General features: G+C 66.9%; 13 protein-coding genes. 6 read left to right on the top strand and 7 right to left on the bottom strand.

Features of this window, described 5'->3' with window-relative positions; genetic code table 11:
- Window positions 1-29 precede the first annotated feature (29 nt).
- The 6 genes from sufC to IP68_RS18350 are packed head-to-tail and all read left to right on the top strand — an operon-like array spanning window position 30 to window position 4,155.
- Window positions 30-770, top strand: a complete 741-nt coding sequence (gene sufC / locus IP68_RS18375; protein WP_054136474.1) for a Fe-S cluster assembly ATPase SufC — start codon at window positions 30-32, stop codon at window positions 768-770.
- A complete protein-coding gene (locus IP68_RS18370) occupies window positions 767-1,330 on the top strand; it encodes a hypothetical protein (RefSeq protein ID WP_150126314.1) in 564 nt (187 codons plus the stop codon). The genes sufC and IP68_RS18370 overlap by 4 nt, the downstream gene beginning before the upstream one ends.
- Entirely contained in the window at window positions 1,327-2,088 is a 762-nt protein-coding gene (locus tag IP68_RS18365; RefSeq protein ID WP_054136472.1) for a SufD family Fe-S cluster assembly protein, read from the top strand. Before IP68_RS18370 ends, IP68_RS18365 begins: the two co-directional genes overlap by 4 nt.
- Entirely contained in the window at window positions 2,088-3,311 is a 1,224-nt protein-coding gene (locus IP68_RS18360) for an aminotransferase class V-fold PLP-dependent enzyme (protein ID WP_054136471.1), read from the top strand. The genes IP68_RS18365 and IP68_RS18360 overlap by 1 nt, the downstream gene beginning before the upstream one ends.
- Before the next feature lie 5 nt (window positions 3,312-3,316).
- On the top strand, window positions 3,317-3,805 hold the full coding sequence (locus IP68_RS18355) for an SUF system Fe-S cluster assembly protein (protein ID WP_054136470.1): 489 nt from the start codon (window positions 3,317-3,319) through the stop codon (window positions 3,803-3,805).
- A complete protein-coding gene (locus IP68_RS18350) occupies window positions 3,802-4,155 on the top strand; it encodes an iron-sulfur cluster assembly accessory protein (RefSeq protein WP_054136469.1) in 354 nt (117 codons plus the stop codon). The genes IP68_RS18355 and IP68_RS18350 overlap by 4 nt, the downstream gene beginning before the upstream one ends.
- Before the next feature lie 18 nt (window positions 4,156-4,173).
- Here IP68_RS18350 and ribB read toward each other — a convergent pair whose 3' ends face one another.
- The 7 genes from ribB to IP68_RS18315 all read right to left on the bottom strand — a co-directional run bounded on the left by ribB (window position 4,174) and on the right by IP68_RS18315 (window position 20,584).
- Entirely contained in the window at window positions 4,174-5,457 is a 1,284-nt protein-coding gene (gene ribB / locus IP68_RS18345; RefSeq protein ID WP_054136468.1) for a 3,4-dihydroxy-2-butanone-4-phosphate synthase, read from the bottom strand.
- A gap of 58 nt (window positions 5,458-5,515) precedes the next feature.
- A complete protein-coding gene (locus IP68_RS18340) occupies window positions 5,516-6,139 on the bottom strand; it encodes a riboflavin synthase (RefSeq protein ID WP_054136467.1) in 624 nt (207 codons plus the stop codon).
- A gap of 43 nt (window positions 6,140-6,182) precedes the next feature.
- Window positions 6,183-7,133, bottom strand: coding sequence for a bifunctional diaminohydroxyphosphoribosylaminopyrimidine deaminase/5-amino-6-(5-phosphoribosylamino)uracil reductase RibD (gene ribD, locus IP68_RS18335; protein WP_054136466.1), 951 nt, complete (start codon window positions 7,131-7,133; stop codon window positions 6,183-6,185).
- A 29-nt stretch (window positions 7,134-7,162) separates the two neighbouring features.
- Entirely contained in the window at window positions 7,163-7,513 is a 351-nt protein-coding gene (locus IP68_RS18330; RefSeq protein WP_054136465.1) for a hypothetical protein, read from the bottom strand.
- Between the two features lie 77 nt (window positions 7,514-7,590).
- Window positions 7,591-10,689 (bottom strand): CHAT domain-containing protein, encoded by a 3,099-nt coding sequence (locus tag IP68_RS18325; protein ID WP_082382489.1) that lies wholly within the window; start codon window positions 10,687-10,689, stop codon window positions 7,591-7,593.
- Entirely contained in the window at window positions 10,686-18,824 is an 8,139-nt protein-coding gene (locus tag IP68_RS20770; protein ID WP_054136463.1) for an S-layer family protein, read from the bottom strand. Before IP68_RS20770 ends, IP68_RS18325 begins: the two co-directional genes overlap by 4 nt.
- A complete protein-coding gene (locus IP68_RS18315; protein ID WP_162892490.1) occupies window positions 18,824-20,584 on the bottom strand; it encodes a ShlB/FhaC/HecB family hemolysin secretion/activation protein in 1,761 nt (586 codons plus the stop codon). The genes IP68_RS20770 and IP68_RS18315 overlap by 1 nt, the downstream gene beginning before the upstream one ends.
- Window positions 20,585-20,738: the final 154 nt, after the last annotated feature.

The following is a 20,738-nucleotide window of genomic DNA, read 5'->3' as shown; positions in this document are numbered from 1 at the left end:
CCGATTTTGCCGAACGAGATGAATGACTGATGCTCCAAATTAACAACCTCCACGCCCAGGTCGGTGACACGTCGATCCTCAAGGGCCTCTCGCTCACCATCAACGCGGGCGAGATCCATGCGATCATGGGGCCGAACGGCGCGGGCAAGTCGACGCTCGCCTATACGCTGGGCGGACGGCCCGGGTACGAGGTGACCGAGGGCTCCGCGACCTTTGACGGCCAGGATCTGCTCGCGCTGGAACCGCATGAGCGCGCGGCTGCCGGCCTGTTCCTCGGCTTCCAGTATCCGGTCGAAATCCCCGGCGTCTCCAACCTGCAGTTCCTGCGCGAAAGCCTCAACTCGCAGCGCCGGGCGCGTGGTGAGGAGCCATTGTCGGGCGCCGAGTTCATCAAGCTCGCCAAGGAGAAGGCGGCATTGCTCAAGATGGACATGGACATGCTCAAGCGGCCGGTGAACGTCGGCTTTTCGGGCGGCGAGAAGAAGCGCAACGAGATGGTGCAGATGGGGATCATCGACCCCAAGCTCGCCCTGCTCGACGAGACCGACTCCGGGCTCGACATCGACGCGCTGCGCATCGTCGGCGAGGGTATCAACACCATCATGCGCAAGCCGGATAAAGCCGTGCTGCTGATCACGCATTATCAGCGGCTGCTCGATCTGGTGAAACCTGATTTCGTCCACGTCCTCGCCGGTGGCCGCATCGTCCGCAGCGGCGGCGCCGAACTGGCGCTCGAGCTCGAAGAACAGGGATATGAGGCAGTTGCATGAGTGACATGCGCGCCTTGCCGCTCGCACAGTTGCAGCGAGATTATCTTGCGGACAGCACCGCGGGCATGCCGATCGCTGGGCTGATCACATGGTCTGCCCTGGCTGTCGCAAGCTGGCGGATGGGCGATGCGATGCCTGCATGGGTCGCGTTTACCGCAGCAGCAGCACCGTTCCCTTTGTCGATCCTTATCGACAAGCTGCGCGGTGCGCCGGGGCTGAGCACGCAATCGAACAAGAACCCGCTCACCCAACTGTTCATGCAGTTCATCTTCGTGATCGCGCTAATCATTCCCTTCGTGATTTTCGCCGCCCAGGCATCCTCGTCGATCGCGCTGCTGATCCTGGGGCTGGCAATCCTTGCCGGCATGATCTGGGTCCCGCATGGCTGGGCAGCGGATGACCGCGCGGGGATGATCCATTTCGGTTTGCGCGCGGTGCTTTGCTATTCGGCCTATCTGTTCGTGCCCGAGCCGAACACGGGGGCAGCGATCGCTGGTGCTGCGGCGCTGACCTATGTCTATGCCATCTGGGCGATGAAGAAGCCGGAGTCGGTGAAATGAGCAACGTCATCCCGCTCCCCACCCGCAAGGACGAGGCCTGGCGCTATGCCGATCTCGATGCGCTCGCGCGCGTCTGGGGCGATGTTCCGCAAGGGCCCGAGCGGATCACTGTCCCGGCGGGAGAAACCCTGGCCCGCCAGATCGTGCTGCCGGTGGCGATGTCGGGCGTGTCGATCATCGACCTCGATGTCGTGATCGAGGCCGGCGCGACCTTCGCGCTGCACCTGCTCGCCACCGACGCTGATTATGGCCGGATGAGCGTTAACGTGCTGCTGCACGAGGGCGCGCATTTCGAGATGGGCGGCGCGATCCTCGGCCATGCCGACCAGACGCTCGAGATCGTCACGCAGGTCAACCACGCGCACCCCAATGCGACCAGCAACCAGGTGGTGCGCAGCGTGCTTGCAGGCCATGCCACCGGATCGTTCCTGGGTAAGGTCGCGGTCGCGCGGCATGCACAGAAGACCGATGCCTCGCAGTCGGTCAAGGCGATGCTGCTCGATCGCACCGCGACCGCCAATGCCAAGCCCGAGCTCGAAATCTACGCCGATGATGTGAAATGCGCGCACGGCGCGACCGTGGGCGAGCTCGACAAGGCGGCGTTGTTCTACATGGCCGCGCGCGGTCTGCCGCCGAGCATCGCGCGCAAGCTGATGCTGCAGGCGTTCATCGCCGATGCTTTCGTGTCGCTGGAAGACGATGCCGCACGCGAGGCGATCGAGACGCGCGCGCTTGCGGCGCTGGAGGGTCTGGCGTGATGGCCACGCTCGCACCCGCCCGCCTGCTTGACCACCGCGCCGACTTCCCCGGGCTCGTCACCTCTGAAGGCAAGCCCTGGCATTATCTCGATACCGCCGCGACCGCGCAGAAGCCGCGCGCGGTGATCGATGCGATCGCAAGGGCCTATGGGCCGGATTACGCAACCGTGCACCGCGGCGTCTATGCGCGCTCGGCGGACATGACGATCGCCTATGAAAATGCGCGGTCCAAGGCGGCGCGCTTCATCGGTGGCCGCGAAGAGGAAACCGTGTTCGTGCGCGGAGCGACCGAGGGAATCAATCTCGTCGCGCATAGCTGGGGCATGGCCAACCTCAAGCCCGGCGACCGGATCATGCTGAGCCAGCTCGAGCATCACAGCAACATCGTGCCGTGGCAGCTGGTGGCAGAGCGCACCGGGGCCGAGATCGACGTCGCGCCGCTGACCGAGGATGGCCGGATCGATCTCGACGCGCTCGCATCGATGCTGACCGAACGGCACAAGATGGTTGCGCTGGCGCATGTGTCGAACGTGCTGGGCAGCGTGCTCGATGCGCGGCGCGCGGCGGATATCGCGCACTCAGTGGGCGCGCTGCTGCTGCTCGATGGCTGCCAGGCGGTGCCGCGGCTGCCGGTCGATGTCGCCGCACTCGACTGCGATTTCTATGTCTACTCCGCGCACAAGCTTTACGGCCCGACCGGCATCGGCGTGCTGTGGGGCAGGGCGGCTTTGCTCGCGGAGATGCCGCCATGGCAGGGCGGCGGTGCGATGATCGACCGGGTCACCTTCGCGCGCACCACCTTTGCGCCCCCGCCGCAGCGGTTTGAGGCGGGAACCCCGCATATCGCGGGCGCGGTCGGGCTGGCAGCCGCGATCGATTATGTCGAGGCGATCGGAGTGGAGGCGATCCACGCGCATGAGTGCGCACTGGTCGCCGAGGCACAGGAGGCACTGGCGGGCATCAACGCGATCCAGGTTTTCGGGCCAAAGGACAGCGCGGGCATCCTGTCGTTCGCGATGCAGGGGGTGCATCCGCACGACATCGGCACCATATTGGATGAAGCCAACGTCGCGATCCGCGCCGGGCACCATTGCGCCCAGCCGCTGATGGACCATCTGGGCGTGCCCGCCACCGCGCGCGCGAGCTTCGGCGTGTACAGCAACAGCGACGATGTCGAGGCCCTGGTGCGCGGGCTCGACCGGGTGCGCAGGATTTTCGGGTGAGGGATATGGACGAGACAGGAAAGATCATGGCACAGCAAGTGGATGCGGTGGACAAGCCGCCCAAGGCGCGCGTCGACATGGCGATCGACACCACCGGGCCCGAGAGCGCGGGCGAACGCTATCGCCGCAAGCGCGATTATCTTGACGGGTTCCTCAGTGAAAAGCCCACCGGCGTCGCACCGACCGAACCGGGCGGCGAAGTCTATGAGGCCGTGATCGAGGCGCTCAAGGGCATTTATGATCCCGAAATCCCGGTGAACATCTACGATCTGGGGCTGATCTACGGCGTCGAGGTCAGCGATGGCCATGCCATCATCAGCATGACGCTGACCACGCCGAACTGTCCGGTGGCAGAATCGATGCCTGGTGAGATCGAACTCACGGTGGGCTCGGTTCCGGGCGTCGGCCATGCCGAGGTCAATCTGGTCTGGGACCCGCCCTGGGATCCGGGCAAGATGTCCGACGAGGCCAAGCTTGAAATGGGAATGCTATGACCACCACAACCCGCACCCGTCCTGCCGCGTTGACGCTCACCCCGTCGGCCGAGGCACGGATCGCACATCTGATGCAGACCGCGCCCGATGGGGCGATCGGGGTCAAATTGTCGACCCCGCGCCGGGGATGCTCGGGGCTTGCCTATTCGGTCGATTACGTTACCGAAGAAGTGAAGTTCGACGAGAAGATCGAGACCCCGGGCGGGCTTTTCTATGTCGACGGCGGGTCGATCCTGTATCTGATCGGATCGGTGATGGACTGGGTCGAGGACGATTTCACCGCCGGCTTCGTGTTCGCCAACCCCAATGCCAAGGGCGCTTGCGGCTGCGGCGAGAGCTTTACCGTCTGACGCAGCCGCATGCCCCGGTCATGCTTGCGGCGTGATCGGTCGCTCGCCGACGATCGACAGGCCATAGCCATCCAGCCCGACCAGGCTGTGATGCGAGTTGGTGAGCAGTTCCATGTCCTGCACCCCCATTTCGGTGAGGATCTGCGCGCCGATGCCATAATCGCGCAGTTCTTCCATGTCGGCGACCGCTTCGCCGGACTTGAGCCGGATCGCCTGGCTGAGGCTGTTGGTCCCGTGGCGGTTGAGCAGCACCACCAGCCCCGAGCCCTCCGCTCCGATGATTTCCATCGCGCGTTCGAGCAGTCCGGTCCGCGCGCCGGTCTCGCCGAAGATGTCGGCGAACGGGTTGAGCACGTGCATGCGCACCAGCGTCGGCTTGTCGGGGTCGACATGGCCCTTCTGCAGCACGGTCTGCTCGGTCTTCTCGGCCTTGTTGTAGAAGACGATCGCCTTCCACTCACCGCCGAATTCGCTGGTGAAGCGGACCTCGGCGCGCTTTTCGACGAGATGGTCGTGGCGGCGGCGATAGGCGATCAGGTCGCGGATCGTGCCGATCTTCATGCCGTGGATGTGCGCGAACTCGATCAGGTCGTCGAGCCGCGCCATGGTGCCGTCGTCGTTCATGATCTCGCAGATCACGCCCGAGGGGTTGAGCCCCGCGAGGCGCGAGACATCGACCGCAGCCTCGGTGTGCCCGGCGCGCACCAGCACGCCGCCATCGCGCGCCATCAGCGGAAAGACATGGCCGGGAGTGACGATCTCTTCGGGGCCCTTGGCGGCATCGATCGCCACGGTGACCGTGCGCGAGCGGTCCGCGGCGCTGATCCCGGTGGTCACGCCGGTGCGCGCCTCGATCGAGACGGTGAACGCGGTTTCGTGCCGTGTGCCGTTGTGCCGTGACATCAGGTTGAGGCCGAGCTGCTCGACCCGGTCCTTGGTCAGCGCCAGGCAGATCAGGCCGCGGCCGTATTTGGCCATGAAGTTGATTGCGTCGGGAGTCGCCATCTGCGCGGGGATGATCAGGTCGCCCTCGTTCTCGCGGTCCTCGTCATCGACCAGGATGTACATGCGGCCGTTGCGCGCTTCGTTGATGATCTCTTCAGCGGAAGCCATCACGCCGGCGGGGTCGCGCGACAGATAGCGTTCCAGCTTGCCCAGGGTATCGGCGGTGGGGTTCCAGTCGGGCTCGCCCAGCTTGCGCAGCGAATTGGCGTGCAGCCCGGCTGCGCGGGCGAGGCCTGCGCGGCTTTCCTGACCGGCTTCGATGATTTCAACGATACGTTCGATAAGCTGTGCTGACATCGGAATATCCCTTCGGGGACTCCGGTATCACATTGTAATGTGCTTCGTAAAGTAGATATCACATTGCAGTGGATTTTGCCGCATTCACCTCGTTCATCCGCATCAGATAGCGCGCAAGCACGTCGATCTCCAGATTGACCGGATCGCCCGGCTGCAGCGCGCCCAGGGTGGTCATCTCCCAGGTATGCGGGATGATATTGAGCCCGAAATGGACGCTGCCGTCGCTCTGGTCTGAATGCGAATTCACCGTCAGCGACACGCCCTCGACGGTGATCGACCCCTTGGCGGCAATATAGGGCGCCAGCGCATGCGGCGCGGCAATGGTGAAGCGGATCGAATCGCCTTCGGATTCGCGCGCCACAACGGTCCCCATGCCGTCGACATGCCCGGTGACGATGTGCCCGCCCAGCTCGTCGCCGATCTTCAGCGCGCGCTCGAGGTTCAGCCGGGTGCCAGCCTCCCAGCGTCCCGCGCTGGTCTTGCTGACCGTCTCGGCGCTGATATCGACGGTGAACCAGTCGTCGCCCTTGGAGGTTACGGTCAGGCACGCGCCCGAGCAGGCGATCGAGGCGCCGATCGCGACGCTGCCCATGTCATAGCTGCAGCGGATGCGCGCATGCAGGTCGCCGCGCTGCTCGACATGGTCGATGGTGCCGATATCGGTGATGATGCCTGTGAACATGATCGTCCTGTGTGTTGCCCGGGTCACGGGCGATTGTCGCGGGTCAGCGTATCCGCTGGTAGCTTTCCATGCGGTCCTTGCCAAGCAGCCGCGTGTCCTCGAGCTGCCATCGGCCATGCGCGTTGGAAAGCTGCTCCAGCCCGATCTCGCCCAGCGCCGCCTTGCCGCGCCCGATCACCACCGGGGCACGATACAGCAGCAGCCGGTCGACGCTGTCGATGGCCAGGAACGCAGCGGCGGTTTCCGCGCCGCCCTCGACCATCAGCCAGTCACAGCCTTCGAGCGAACCGATGTCTTGCGGCGAGGCAATCGCGGTCCATCCCGCCGGCGCATCGCCCATCCGGCTGAGCAGCACGCGGCGTGGTGAGCGTGCCTCGAGCCCTTTGAGCCGCACATCCAGCCGGGGTGCATCGGCGCGCATGGTGCCGCCGCCGACAAGGATTGCATCATGATGCGCGCGCTCGACATGGGTGTGCGCACGCGCCTGCGGTCCGGTGATCCACTGGCTCGATCCATCGGCAAGCGCGATCTGGCCATCGAGCGAGGTGGCGAGCTTGAGCGTGACGAAAGGGCGGCGCTGCGTCTGCCGCGTGAGGAAGCCTGCCAGGCTGGCACGCGCGGCAGCCTCGGCCACGCCCGATTGCACGGCGATCCCCGCGGCCTCCAGCCGGGCGATGCCTTCGCCATTGGTGCGGGGGTCCGGGTCCTGTGTGCCGATCACGACGCGCGCCACGCCTGCTGCGATCAGAAGATCCGCGCAGGCCGGGCCGCGCTGGCTATGGTGCGCGCAGGGCTCGAGCGTGACATAGGCGGTGGCGCCGTACGCTGCCTCGCCAGCTGTATCGAGCGCCATTGCCTCGGCATGCGGCCTCCCACCCGCCAGCGTCCAACCGCGCCCGATCACGCGGCCATCGCGCACCAGGATGCAGCCGACCGCGGGGTTGGGGCTGGACAGCGCCCTTCCGCGCAGCGCCAGCGCGATGGCTGCCTGCATCCAGTCCGCATCAGACCGGGGGGCTGCGATCACTCGGTATCCATGCCGAACTGTTCGGCGAGGCGCCGGTACTGCGCCTTGCGCTCTTCCTCGCGTGCCAGCCGCTCGGCTTCCAGCTTTTCCTTGCGCTCCTGATTGGCGACATTCTCGGCGGCGATCTCGCTGTCGCTGCGCCCGGGCTCGAAGCTGGTCACCCAGGTGATCTCGGGCCGTTTCCACTGCACCTCGAAACCCGATTCACTGAAGAACGCGGCAAAGATGGTCGTCGTTGCCGCCAGCGAGGCGAGCAGGAACCGCCATTTGTGGTCCTGCTGGTCGAACCAGTACGTCTTGAGGTCACCCACGGCGCGGATCGGCGAAATGTCACGAAAGAATCCCATAGCCCCCAAGATAGGCGGCTTTGCCCCTCTTGACCAGTATCGGCGTCCTCGGCCCGGCGCGGCCGGTCAAGCCGCGCTTATTGGACGAGCGGCTTGGTGCCGTCTCCCAGCAGGATGAACGCCGCCCAGTAATAGGGATGCGATGTCAGCGGATCGTCCATGGCTGCGCGCTGCGCCTGTGCCAGCGACGCGTTCATCGCAGTGCCGGGACTGGCCTTGAACAGCGCGGAGATCAGGTTCTCGGTCGCGTTGAAATCGTCGGGCACCGGCCAGTGGCTGGCAAGCACCGATCGCGCGCCCGCGCCGACAAAGGCGCGTACCAGACCATCGAGCGCAAAGTTGCCCCCAGTCTCGATTCCCGCCTCGCGCGAGGCCGAAACGGTGGCGAGCCCTGCGGTGTCGCACGCCGAGAGGATGACAAGATCGGCATCGAGCTTGAGATCGAAGATTTCCTTGAAGCTCAGCAGCCCGTCGGAGCTGCCATCGCCGAACGAGGTGATCAGCGCCGGGCGGGCGGGGCATTCGGGGCGCGGCGCGGTAACCAGGCCGTGGGTGGCAAAGTGCAGGATGCGATAATCATCCAGGTCGCTGCGGCCGAGCAATGCGGTGTCGCTGAACGCCGATTGCGTCAGCACATTCGCGCGGCCTGCGCCCAGCACGCTCTGCGCGAGCTTGAGCTCTGCCGGTGAGATCGGGTCGAGCCAGGTGTTGATAGGCCATTCGCAGTCCGCCGCGCGGGTGGCCGAAGCCAGCGTGATCCGCTCAGGCGGAGCCGCATTCTGGCCCAGCCCCAGATAGGCCTGCTTGCCGCGTGCGGGCGCGATGGTCCGCACATCGGCGAAGGAGCGCGGCGACACCGCGATCGAAAAGCGCCGGTCGCGCCCGAACCAGGCGATGCCGGTAAAGTCGAACGGGTCGGCATCGATCGCCGCAGTGCGTTCCAGATAGGCATCGACGCCCTTCTGGTCCTCGACCAGCAGGCCGGGCGGCAGCTGCAGCAGCGCGCCATCGGGTTCGTAGACAAGGTGCTCGATCCCGGCGAGGTCCTGCTGCAGCCCGGGGAACAGCGCATCGTAAAGCGCCTTGGCCTCGACCACGTCGAAGGGATAATTGGTCGGCTGGCCGTTTTCGATCACCACGATCGAATCGCGCAGCTTGGCCACGGTCTTGTCCAGATCGGCGCGGGTCAGCTTGATGCTGACCGTGCGCACCCGGTCGGTGGTGATCAGCTGGCCATAGACACGGCTGCCGACGAAGCTCACCTTGTAATAGCCCTCTTTGGGCCCCAGCAGCTTCTGCAGCTCGGCCAGCGTCACCGAAGTGGGCGACAGCACGCGATACTGCGAATACTGGCCCAGCTTCGATTGCAGCGCAGTCTGCTCGTTCTGCTGGTTGGTCAGCGATTCGCGGGCCAGCGCCAGCGTCGCAAGATCGTCCGCGGTGGGCGCCGGCAGGGCCTCGAGCCGCTGGATCTCGGCGCTGGTACGCGAGATTTCGCGGGTGCGGGTCACAGCCAGGCGGAACAGTGCGGACGCTTCGTCATTGCCCTCGGACAGTTCGCGCGCGAGCACCGCCTGGGTCTGCGCGACGCCGGGGCGCTGGAGCAGCTGGCTGGCGGTGAACATGCGCGAGGCGACCGAGGCATCGCCATCGGCGCGGACGGCAAGCTGGGCGAAATACGGGCCCAGCATTTCCTTCATCGTCGCGCGTGCGCTGGGCACGGCCTCGCCCTCGGCGACGATCTCGTCATAGAGCGCGATCGAAGCATCCGCCTCGCCCCGCCGCGCGAGGAACGCGGCCAGCCGAGCCTTGGCGCTGAGCAGGCCGGGCGATTGCGGGTAATCGAGTCGGTAGATCGCCAGTGCTTCGGTCAGTCCTGCGCGCGCGCCGGTCATGTCGCCCTGCGATTCCTGGATCAGCGCGCGCTGGGTCGCGACTTCGGCGCGCAGCCAGCCGGTCGAGCTGATGCGGCCGTTGCGCACCGCCACGATCATGTCGATGCCCTGCTGCAGCGCGGTGAGCGCGGCTGCGCTCTGCCCGGAAAGCCGCAGCGCCGAGCCGCGCAGCAGCAGCGCCTGGCCGTCGAGGATCTGCGCGCGCTCGGTGCCGGTCAGGCTGCTGTCGACCCCGCCCAGCCTTTTGAGGCCCGAGTTTTCGCGGTTGATCTGGTCGGCGAGCATCTTGGTGATCTCGCCCTGCGACAGCCGCGCCTCGCCGATCATCTCGGTGTCGATCGCCACCGGACGGTCAAGAAAGGCGATCGCGGCCGAAGGGTTGCGCTGGTTGATCGCATCGATCGCGCGGAAGTTGCGGATCATCCGCTGCGTGACGCCGTCGCTTGCGGCGACCAGCCGGTCGGCGCGCGCGAACAGCGCGCCTGCTGTGGCGAAATCGCCCATGTTCGATTGCTGCAGCGCCTGGTTGGCGAGGAACTCTGCGGTGCGTTCGGACGAGCCCTTCTCGCGCGCGGCGAGCGTTTCGAAGAATTCGGACGATTCGGCATAGGCGCCGTAATTGTTGCGCACATAGGCCTCGGTGCGCGCCGATTCCTCGTCCAGCGTCCCCGCCTGGATGCGCGCAAAGGCGGCAGGATCGCTGACCGAGGTGGTGGCGACATCGACCGTGCCGGTCACCGGCCGGTCGGTGACCAGCGAGGCCAGCGCCAGCCGGAGCGCGGAATCATAGCCCGAAAGACCCTCTGCGATGAACACGGTCTCGCCGCGCACCGCCGCGTACAGCCGGTAATCCACCGACGCCTTGGGGTCGCGGCATTCGATCACCGTCGCGCCGCCGACATTCTCGACCTCGGTCACCTGCCGTTCGGAGCAGCTGAGACGGCTGGCTGCGGCCTGCAGATAGCTTGCCAGCCGGTCGCCCTCGCCGCCGCGCAGCGCATAGAGCGAACCCACCGGGCTGGCGGCATCGCGGCACACCACGCGATAGCCGCGATCGAACATGCTGGTCAGCGCCGCATCGGTCGGGCGGTATTGCGCGGTGCACAGCACGCCTGCCGATCCGACGCGAAAGCTGTCGCGCAGCGCGATGGCGTCTTCGCCCTGGGCAGCTGCACTGCCCGGCAGCAGGCCTGCCATCCCCAGGCTGAGCGCCATGACGGCACCGCCCGTGCGCCCCAGCGCGCCTCGCAAGCCACGGGTGAGGGACGGGGTGCGGATCATGGCTGGCCTCCAGTATCGGGCAGGGCATTGGGCAGCGGCTGGTCAAGCTGCAGATTGGGGTTGCCGCCGCTGGTTACCGGCTCGTCGATGATCGGATCGACGCCAAGCCGGCGGGTGTTGACGATGGTGACCGGCGGCATGATCGGGCGGCGTGGTGCGGCATCGCCGCGTGCCGCCTCTTCCGCGGCAGCCTCGGCCTCCTCTTGCTCGCGTTCGGCCTGGCGTTCCTCGGCGGGCCGTGGCGGCGGAGGTCCGGCATGGACCACCACGGTCGGGCCCTGTTCGCTGATGCCGCCGCCGCCGCAGCTGATCGCGCTGAGCAGGCAGCCATTGACGCTGGAGTTGGCGGTGAAGCCGGTGATCGTGCTGGGTCCGTCCTGCCCGGCGGATGACGAGCGCGGGAAGATCAGGTCGCGCACCGAGCTGCCGTTGCGCACGATATCGCCGGTGTCGAGCAACTGGCCATAGATCACCATGTCGATCAGGCCCGACGAGCTCTGCGAGGACCGGGGGACGATCTCGACGCTGCCCACCCGACCGAAGAACCCGGCGTTCAGCAGGCTGGTGCCGGTGTTCTGGATCAGCAGCGTGCTGCCGACATTGAACTGCAGCCGCGATGCCTGGATCACCCCGTCTGGCCGCGATGTCGCGATCGGCAGGCTGAGCGCGGTGTCGCGTCCGGTGAAGTTGACGTTGGATGCCAGCTGATCCAGCAGCGACGCGCTGGCGATGTGGATGTTGTTCGCGGTGATCGACAGCACCCCGCCCGGCGAGCTGCCGTTGAGGAAGATGCCGCCGGTGTCGGCGTTGATCTCCACCCGCGCAGCGTTGAGCGCCACGCGGTTGGTCGATGCCATCGAATTGAAGACGGCGTTGCCGTTGACGCGGATGGTGCCAGCCGTGTTGATCGTCAGGCTGCCTTCCGAGCCGTTGAGGTTGACCCCGCTGGCCGCAGCCGATCCGTTCATCGTCAGCGCGCGGATTTCCACGCCGGTGCCGGTCGAGGAGACGTTGGGCGCGTTGATCACGATGTTCTGCGCGCGGATGCGCGAGATCTCGCTGCCGTCGAGCGTGTAGCCACCCTGCTGCGACTGGCTGTCGCTCGTCGTGCCGCCGATGATCACCGCTCCGCTGCGGTTGGCGGTCAGCGTGATCGTGCCGGTGCTGGCGTTGCCAAGACCGCCGTTCTGCGAAAAGGCGATGTCGCCCGAGCTGATCGCGATGGTGGGCGCGACCGCCAGCCCGCCGAAGACGGCAGTACCGCCGACGTCGAGGCTGATCCGCGTGCCTGCCGTGATCGTGCTGCTGGCCGAGAAGCTGCCGGTAGAGGCGGAGAGCAGCGTGCCGGTGGTGACCGGTGCGCCGATCGAGACGCTGCCTCCGACGCGGACCGGCGTTGCCGCCAGCAGCGCGCCCAGGTCGATCGTCGAGATCAGTCCGGTCGGCGAAATGGCCGAGCTGTTGGCGATCAGCGTCGTGCCTGTGGTGCCGGTGCCGATTGCGCCGGTGTTGACCGATTGGGCTGCAAGCAGCACCGCCGAGGTGCCGGTGGTGATGTTGCCGGTGTTGAGATTGCCCGTCATCGCCGCGGCCAGGATGGCGTTGGTCGCCTGCAGCGCGCCGGTGGTCACCGATCCGCCGCGCACGCGGATCTCGTTGGTCGATGTGATCGCGCCGGTGGTCAGTCCCTGCGTGCTGCGCAGGAACGCGCTGCCGCCTGCGGTGATCGCGCCGGTGGTGATGCTGGCCGCGTTGCCGACATTGCCCTGGCCATCATCCGACCCGATGCCCACCGAGCCGAAGCTGTTGACGGTGCCGGTGGTGATCGCGCCATTGGCGCCCAGGCCGATGCTGAAGCCGCTGGTCGGCGCAACGCCGGGACCGGTGGTGCGCAGATTGCCCAGCTGCATGTTGCCGCCGACGATCGTGCCGATCCAGCTGCCCGCGGTGATATCCCCGCCGGTCACCGATCCGGTGGCCGAGAACTGGGTGTTGGCCGAAGATGTCAGCGTGCCGAAGGTGAGATTGCCTGCAGTCGCCCCCATCGCGATGGCGCCCGCCGTGCTGGTGACGTTGGTGAGCGCAATTGCGGTGCCGCCGATGTTCACCGTGCCCCCGGTGATCGCCCCGGTGGAGGTGAACGTGCTCGCACGCGACCGCAGCTGCGCCGCGCCCGTGGTGGTGACCCCGCCAATGCTGACCGCGCCCTGGCCATCGACGCCAACCTGGCTGCCCGCCAGCGTGCCGGTTGTGATCAGCCCGGTGGTGGTCTGCAGCGACACAGGGCCACCTGCGACGATGTTGCCGACGGTCATGTTGCCGTTGGTGGCGTTGAGGACCGTGCCCTGGGTGGAGTTGATCGCCTGCGCAGTGATGCTGTTGGCGGTGATGGCGACGCGTCCGCCGGTGGCGGTGATCGCTCCGGTGGTCGAGAACGCGGTGCCGACGCCGGCCAGTAGATTGCCGGTCTGGATGGGGCCGTTGACCGTCAGGCTGCCGGTGGTGCGCACCGGCGTCACGCCAAACAGCGGCGCGGGATTGAAATCTGCGCCGAGCAGCGACACCATTGAAATGTTGCCGACATAGAAATAGTTGGCTGCGCCCGTTCCGCCAGTGACTGGACCGTTGAACAGGATGTTGCCGTTGCCGAGGGCGATGATGTTCTCGCCGCTCGTCAGGGAACCGGTAGTGATGGTGCCTGGCGCCACCAATCCGATGTTGCGCGCTCCTGTCAGGTTTCCGACCTGGATCGAGCCGGTCCGGGAGAGCAGGCCGACGCTGTAGCTTGTTGTCGGCACAGCCCCTGCAGCGTTGACATTGCCGCCGGTAATGTTGCCCGTTGCTTCGATGGCAAATTCAAGACCGGTGACGGCGTTGCCGAATTGGACACTTCCCGCAGCTTCGATCTCGGTTTCGGCACCCGACTGGATGTTGCCCAGCGCCATGTTGCCAGCGCGGGTATCCAGCACGATATAGGTTCCGGCCGCGAGGTTGCCGATGGTCAGGTTGCCCGAATTGACCAGCAGATCGATATGGCCGGTGCCGGATGTCGCGGTGGTCAGCGTCAGGCCGTTCGCTGCGGTCATCGCAATGAAGTTGGCCGCACTGATGACCCCTGCATTGATCGAGCCGCTGGTCGATGTGAGGTTGATGTGGTTGCCGGATGTGAGGTTGCCAAGCTGCAGCGAAGTGCCCTGGATACCGATCACGCCGCCGGCATTGATGTTGCCCAGGTCGATCGCGCCGTTGCCCACCGCTGTCAGACCGCCGGGCGTCGCGAAATTGGCCGTGACGACGATGCTGCCGACCGACTGCAGGCTGATTGCATTCGCCGTGATCGTGCCGATGTTGGTGGGTGTGGGCAGCAGGGTATCGGCGACGAAGGTGCCCGCGCTCAGACCCACCGCGCTGGCATTGAGCGAGGCGTTGCCGATCAGCACCGAGAGCGAATTGGGCGTCAGATAGGTGAAGCTGTTGCCCGCGTTGAACGTGCCGTCGCTGATCCGGATCGAGTCTTCAAGCTGCAGCAGCGGATCGGGAAGATCGCCGCCGACATTGATCACGAAGCTGGTCACCGTAGCGTCGGCATTGCGCAGCTCGACATTGTTGCCGGTGGAATAATAGCCCAGGCCCCCCACCGCACCGGCGCCGCCGATGCCGGTGGAAATGCCGAGGACGTTGCCCGCCTGCAGCAGACCGCGATTTGCCGGTATCTGGAACCGGTCGGTGATCGCAAAGCCCAGGCCGCCGCCGGTGCCGTTGCCACCATTGCCGCCGACCGCGCCCGCGCCGCCCGTGCCGCCAGCGCCGCCGACCACCATCGTGATATCGTCCGCAGTCACCCGCGATCCGCGCACGATCAGGATATTGTCGCCGCCAAAGCCTGCGCCGCCGTTGCCGCCATTGCCGCTTCCGGTCGAGCCCAAGCCGCCATTGCCGCCTGCGCCGCCAAAGCCCTGCGCCGCCGATGAGACATTGCCGATATCCGCAAAGCCGACATTGACGGTCAGCGCTCCGGTACCGCTCTGGGTGCCCAAATCGACCCGGCCGCCGATACCCGCTCCGCCTGCGCCGCCATTGCCGCCCCGGCCCGCGCTGCCTGCGCCGCCAAGCCCGCCCGCGCCGCCGATGCCGTCGGCGCTGAGCTGGACGTCAAGAACATCGAGCTGTCCGTTGCCCGCCGTGCCGAGCAGCTGGATGGTGCCGCCGGTGCCGATGCCGCCATTGCCGCCGGTGCCGCCGGTCGGTCCGGTGGTGCCAGCGCCGCCCGCGCCGCCGAAGCCTGCGGTGTTGATCAGCACATTGTCGAAATCGACCAGCCCGGTCACCGGGCCGCTGCCCGCGATCAGCGATGCGCCGCCGCCGGTGCCGTTGCCGCCATTGCCGCCCGCAGACCCGTTGCCGCCCGCACCGACCGCGCTGAGCAGGATGTCCGCGCCGCGCAGCGTTGCACCGTTGACGCCCGAACGCGCCTGGCCGCCCACGCCATTGCCGCCATTGCCCGCGACAAAGGCGGTTCCGCCAAAGCCGTTGGCCGACAGGCTGGCGTTGCCGCCGATCGTCACGGTACCGACGATGCCCAAAGTGCCGAACTCGGCCAGGCCGCCGGTGCCGACGCCCCCGGTGCCGACATTGGCATTGCCGCCGACGCCGTTGACCTGCTGGGTCAACGCGCCCGTGGCGCTGGCGGTGCCGCCGCCGGTGCCGAACACCACCATCAGCGTGCGTCCGCCGGTGGCCGCGCCGCCAATTCCCGAAACGGTCGAATCGCCGCCGGTGGCCGAGGCATCGAGTACGACGTCGCCGTTGATCTGCAACAGGCCCGATTGCGCGGTAGCGGACGCGGCGCCACCGGTCGCCAGCCCGATCACGCCCGTTCCGCTGGAACCGCCGGCCGCGCTCGCATCGGCAAAGACGCTGCCGTTGACGGTGACAGAGCTGCCCGAGGTCTGCGCCTGGATGACGGCGTTGCCGCCGGTGGCGGTGCCGGTGTTGCCGGTTCCGCCCGCGCTGCTGCCCGCGCCTCCGAAGGCCGCCATGAACACGCTGTTGCCCAGCGTGATGCGGCCGTCACCCAGCGAAAGAATGCTGGCATTGCCGCCCTGGGCTGCGCCGCCTGCCGCATTGCTGGCGCCGTTGCCGCCAAAGGCCGAGGCGCTGAGGAAGCTGCTGCGGGTGACGTTGACCCGGCCGCTCTGCGCAAATAGCTGTGCGGTGCCGCCGGTTGCCGCCCCGCCCGAGCCGGTAGTGCCGAAGCCGTCGCCGCCCTCGCCATTGGCTGCGATATCCGCGATGCCTGCGATCTGGATCAGCGCGGTCGATGTGACGGTGCCGATCAGCGCCTGGCCGCCGATGCCGGTTCCGCCCGAACCGGAGCTTACGGAATCGCCGCCAAGGCCGGACGCCCGGGCGATGCCATCGCCGCCGATGGTCAGCGTGCCGACTGCCGCGCCCAGATTGGCGAGCCCGCCGGTGCCGTTGCCGCCGCGGGTTCCGCCCAGATTGTTGCCGCCAAAGCCGCTCGCATCCACTGTCGCGTTGCCGGTGATGGTGACGTTGAAATCGTTGACCACGATGCGCGCGTCGCCGCCCACGCCATTGCCCGCAATCCCGTCGCCGCCGCCCTGGTTTGCATCGCCGGTGCCGGTCGCGGTCACATTGGCGTTGCCGTTGATGGTGATCTGGCCCAGCGTGTTCTGCGAGATCGAGGCGTTGCCGCCGGTGCCGTTGCCGCCATCGATTCCCGACAGCGCCGATCCGAACACCGCGCCATTGGCCGAGACCGTGACATCGCCGGTGATGTTGACCACGCCGCCGGTGAGCGCGATCAGCTGTGCGATCGCGCCGCCGGCGCCGTTGCCGGACGATCCCGTGCCCGGGGTGCTCGCGGTGCCGCCCAGGCCCGAGCTGTCCACGGTCAGACCGTTGAGCAGGTTGAGCTGCCCTCCATTCTGGACGATGACCTGCGCGTTGCCGCCCAGCCCGTTGCCGCCAAAGGTCGCCATGCCGCCGATGCCGAAGGATTCAACCTGCGTGGTGCCGGAAATCGTGAGATTGCCGCCTGCGGCGTTCTGGAAGATGATCGCGCCGCCGCCGGTGGCATTGCCGCCCAGATTGCCGGTGTGTGCGCCGATGCCGCCATTCGCGCTGGCACGCAAAATCGCATCCGCGCCGACATTGATCAGCCCGCCGGTGCCTCCCATGCTGAGACTGGCGGTGCCGCCCGTGGCAGCGCCGCCCGCAGCGCCCGAGGTCACGCCTGCCGTCCCGCCGAAGCCGAAGGCCAGCAGCGACAGGTCGCTCAGGAAATCGAGCGTGCTGGCGCCTTCGGTGCTGACGAAAATCTGCCCGCCCTGGCCAGCGCCGCCGTTGCCGGCATTGGCGCCACTACCGCCAAAGCCGGTGACATCGGCCAGAAACGCATCGCCAAAGCGCATCAGATGGCCAGAGCCCTGCGCGAAGACGTCGATCCGTCCGCCGAAGCCGGCGCCGCCGGTGCCGCTCGCCGATCCCGCATCGTCAAGGCCCAGACCCTGGGCGAACAGTTCGGTGCCCCCGTCCACCAGCAGCGTTCCGCCGCTGCCCAGCGTAAAGACGCCGATGCTGCCGCCGCGGCCGAAGTTGCTGCCAACCCCGGTGGTTTCGGTCTGACCGGAGAAGCCGGACGCATCCGCACGCAGATTGCCCGCAATCGCGATCAGCCCGCCATCATTGGCCAGAATCTCGATCACGCCGCCGGTGCCGCTGCCCACCGTGCCGCTGGTCGAGTTGGAGCCGCCGATGCCGACCGCATCCAGATTGGCATTGCCCGAAAGGCTGATCACGCCGCCGTTGTTCGCACGCAGACGCACGGTTCCGGCCTGTGCGTTGGCGCCCTGGACCAAGCGGAAATCGTTGGCAGACAGCGTCAGGTTGCCGCCGACATTGATCGAGGCACTGGTGCCATCGGCGTTCAGGACGGCCGAGTTGGCGCCAAAGGCCTGCACATCGCTGAAGAAATTGAGATCGCCGCTGAGCGACTGGCCCAGGAAGTTGCGCGAGGCCGCAGCGATGAACGACGATGTGATATCTGCCGGCGCGACATTGATGTCCGCCGCCTGCGCCGGATTGACCGCCGCGCTGGTGTCCACGAAATCGCCGAACACGTTATAGCCCGACGACAGGATGATCGAGTTGCCCTGGACATCGGCAGCGCCCGCGATGTCGAATCCCAGCCGGCTGCCGGCGCCGATCGCCATGGTGATGGCGTTGTTCTTGGGCACTGCGACCATGTAGATGCGGTGGTTGTCGTTCACGCCGGTGCTCGCCGGGCCGGTGGTCACGCCGCCATGGCCGACCGCAAGACCGCCCGTTCCGTCGGTGCCCGTGGTTACCTGGATATCGAACAGGCCGTTGCCGCCAAAGGTGATGGTGGCAGCCTCTGCGCCGACATACATCGCCGATCCGTTGACGGTGACGTTGCCGCCCTGCAGCACGGTCGGCGCGACCATCGCGATGTAGCTGTTTTCAGAGGTCGCACGGATCTGGGCGCCCGGCTGGACGATCACCGAAGACGGCGATGCAGCCTGGCTGAGGGTGAAGGACCCTGCCGCGTTGATGAAATCGCCATTGCCGTCGCGCACCGGATCGGAACTGGTCAGCAGCAGGCCGCCGACATCGATCACCGCGGTCGAGTTCACGACCACGCCGCCGGGGCTGTAGAACCACACATTGCCGCCGGGCACGAGCCCGGCTGCGGTCTGCAGCTGGCTGATGATGGTGCCGTTGAACTGGACTGCACGGCTGGTGCCGGTGGGGATGATGCGGTTGAGGACGGTGAAGAAGTTCTGCGCAGTGGGGTTGTTGCGGAAGAAGGCGGTGCGCCCGCTGGGCAGGAAGTTGATCGGCCCGCCGGTGACTGCGGCGTCGTTGGTGGTCCAGTTGATCACCGCCTGGTTGGTGTCGACGCGGATGGTGTCCGTCCCGGGGGTGCGGACGATGTTAACCCCGCCCGATATCACGGTGGGGTTGCCTTCGAACGCCTGGGCATGCGCCGGTCCCGATGCGCCGAGAGCCAGGCCGGTGGCGAGCGCGAGCGCGGAGGTCGCCTTGGCCAGCGTGATGCGGCGGGCGATCATGGTGCGGTTATCGGCCATCAGCGGGCTCCCCAGGGCAGTAGCAAGGTCGTGAGGGTGAACAGGATGCGTGGATCAGGCGTGTCGACCAGCAGGCCGGACCTTTCGGTGGGCACCGCCACGGTCACGTCCAGCCGGAACCGGTCGTCGAGCCGGGCGCGCACGCCGCCGCCGACCGAGCTCAGCCGCTGCGGATCGCCGGGACGGCCATCGTCCCAGGTCCACGCCACATCCATGAACACAAACGGCTGGAACGAGAAATCGGTCTGCTTGATCGGGGCGATCTGCGGCCCGCGAAACTCGACCGAGAACCCCGCGCCGTCATCGCCGACGATCACGCCGGGATCGTAACCGCGCCCGATGGTGAAGTTGCCGCCCGAAAACTCCTCGAAGCTGAGCACCGGATCGAAGGCGATCTGGCCGCGTCCGCGAACGAACACCGAGAACTGGTCGCCCAGCGCCGCTTCGGCAGCGATTTCGCCGCGGATGAGCGTTGAGGTCGGGTCGCCATCGCCGCGGGTCGTGGGGGTGCGGACCAATGCGCAGACGAAATTGCACGCCTCGCTCGCGCCCAGGATATCGAGCCCCTGGCGCAGCTCGATCTGCCCGCCCAGCCGCCAGCGCGGCGCAGCGCCATTGTCCATGTCAATCGCCTCGCCCGCCAGCTGGGCATAGGCCACGCGGATCCGGTCGCGCGACAGCGGTCCGATGAAATCGATGTCCTGGTTGACGTAATCCAGGCCGATGGTGCTGTAGAGCGATGCAGCCTGGGTGCGCAGCAGCGGATAGCGCGCCTCGATGCTGGCGAGCAAAGTCGTCGCATCGATCGTCGCGCCAACGCCTGCGGGCAGGTTGAGCTGCGGCTTGGTCCAGGCATAAGTGAATCGCCCGCCCAGCGTCAGGCCTTCCTTGCCGACCCGGAATTCGTGCCCCGCCTGGACGATCTGCTGCTCGTCGAAGTCGAGCGTCGAATAGGCCGAGATATAGGTGCGATCGCCCATGCCCGTGAGGCCATAGAACTGCGCGCGCAGCTGCGCGCCATAGGGCCCTGCGTCGCGCGCGGCGAGGTTCTGGACGTTGAGGTCGACCTCATACGGCGTCCGCCGCACCGTCACGTCGCCGATCAGCTCGCCGGGGCCGGTGCCCGCAGGCACCAGGGTGAGCCGGATGTCGTATCCCGGCAGGTCGCGCGCGAGCAGCAGATAGCGCTCGGCCAGCCGCTGGTTGAACACGGTGCCTTCGGTCAGCCGCTCGAGATAGCCTGCGACCAGCTTCTCGCCATTGCCGGCATCGCCGCGCACGCGGATCGATGTCAGCTTGGCGTAGAGCACCTCGAACTGGACGATGCCGTTGTCGATGCGCTGGGTGGGAACCTGCACTGCGGCGATATAGCCATCGCGGCGCAGTTTGGTGGCGACCGCGTCGCGGATTTCGCACAGAACCGCGACCGGCTGCTCGGTGCCGATATAGGGCTCATACAGCGGGCGCAGCTCGGCCGGAGCGACGGGCCCCAGGTTGTTGAACCGGGCCTCGGTCAGCGTCAGGCGGACATTGGCATAGGCAGGGTCGGCCAGCGGGCAGGGTGCGCGCTCGATATCGCCTTCGACGGTCAGCCGTGCGGGCCGGTCGGCGCGCTGCTGCACGGGGCGCTCGATTTCCTCGCGGGTGGGGGGAGAAGGGACGTTGATCTGCTGGGCATGGCCCGCGGTCGCGCCGAACAGCCCTGCCACCATGGCAGAGCCCAGAAAAACCTGTTTCGTGCGATTGTTGCGCGTCGCCAAAGTCACCCCCTTTAAGCATTGCGGATGCGGGGAATTTGGCTGGGGCCGCATTACCCTGAACCGAGTAACGGACAGCATAGCGGTTCTTGCGCTTCTGCTATCCAAGGGCGACCTTGGTGAAAGCCTTAACCCAGCCTCAAACTGGGGGCAACCC

The sequence above is a fragment of the Blastomonas sp. AAP25 genome (assembly GCF_001295965.1).
GTDB classification, from domain to species: domain Bacteria; phylum Pseudomonadota; class Alphaproteobacteria; order Sphingomonadales; family Sphingomonadaceae; genus Blastomonas; species Blastomonas fulva.
The sequence above is the reverse complement of the archived record's forward strand: the minus strand, read 5'-3'. Positions and strand labels throughout refer to the sequence as shown.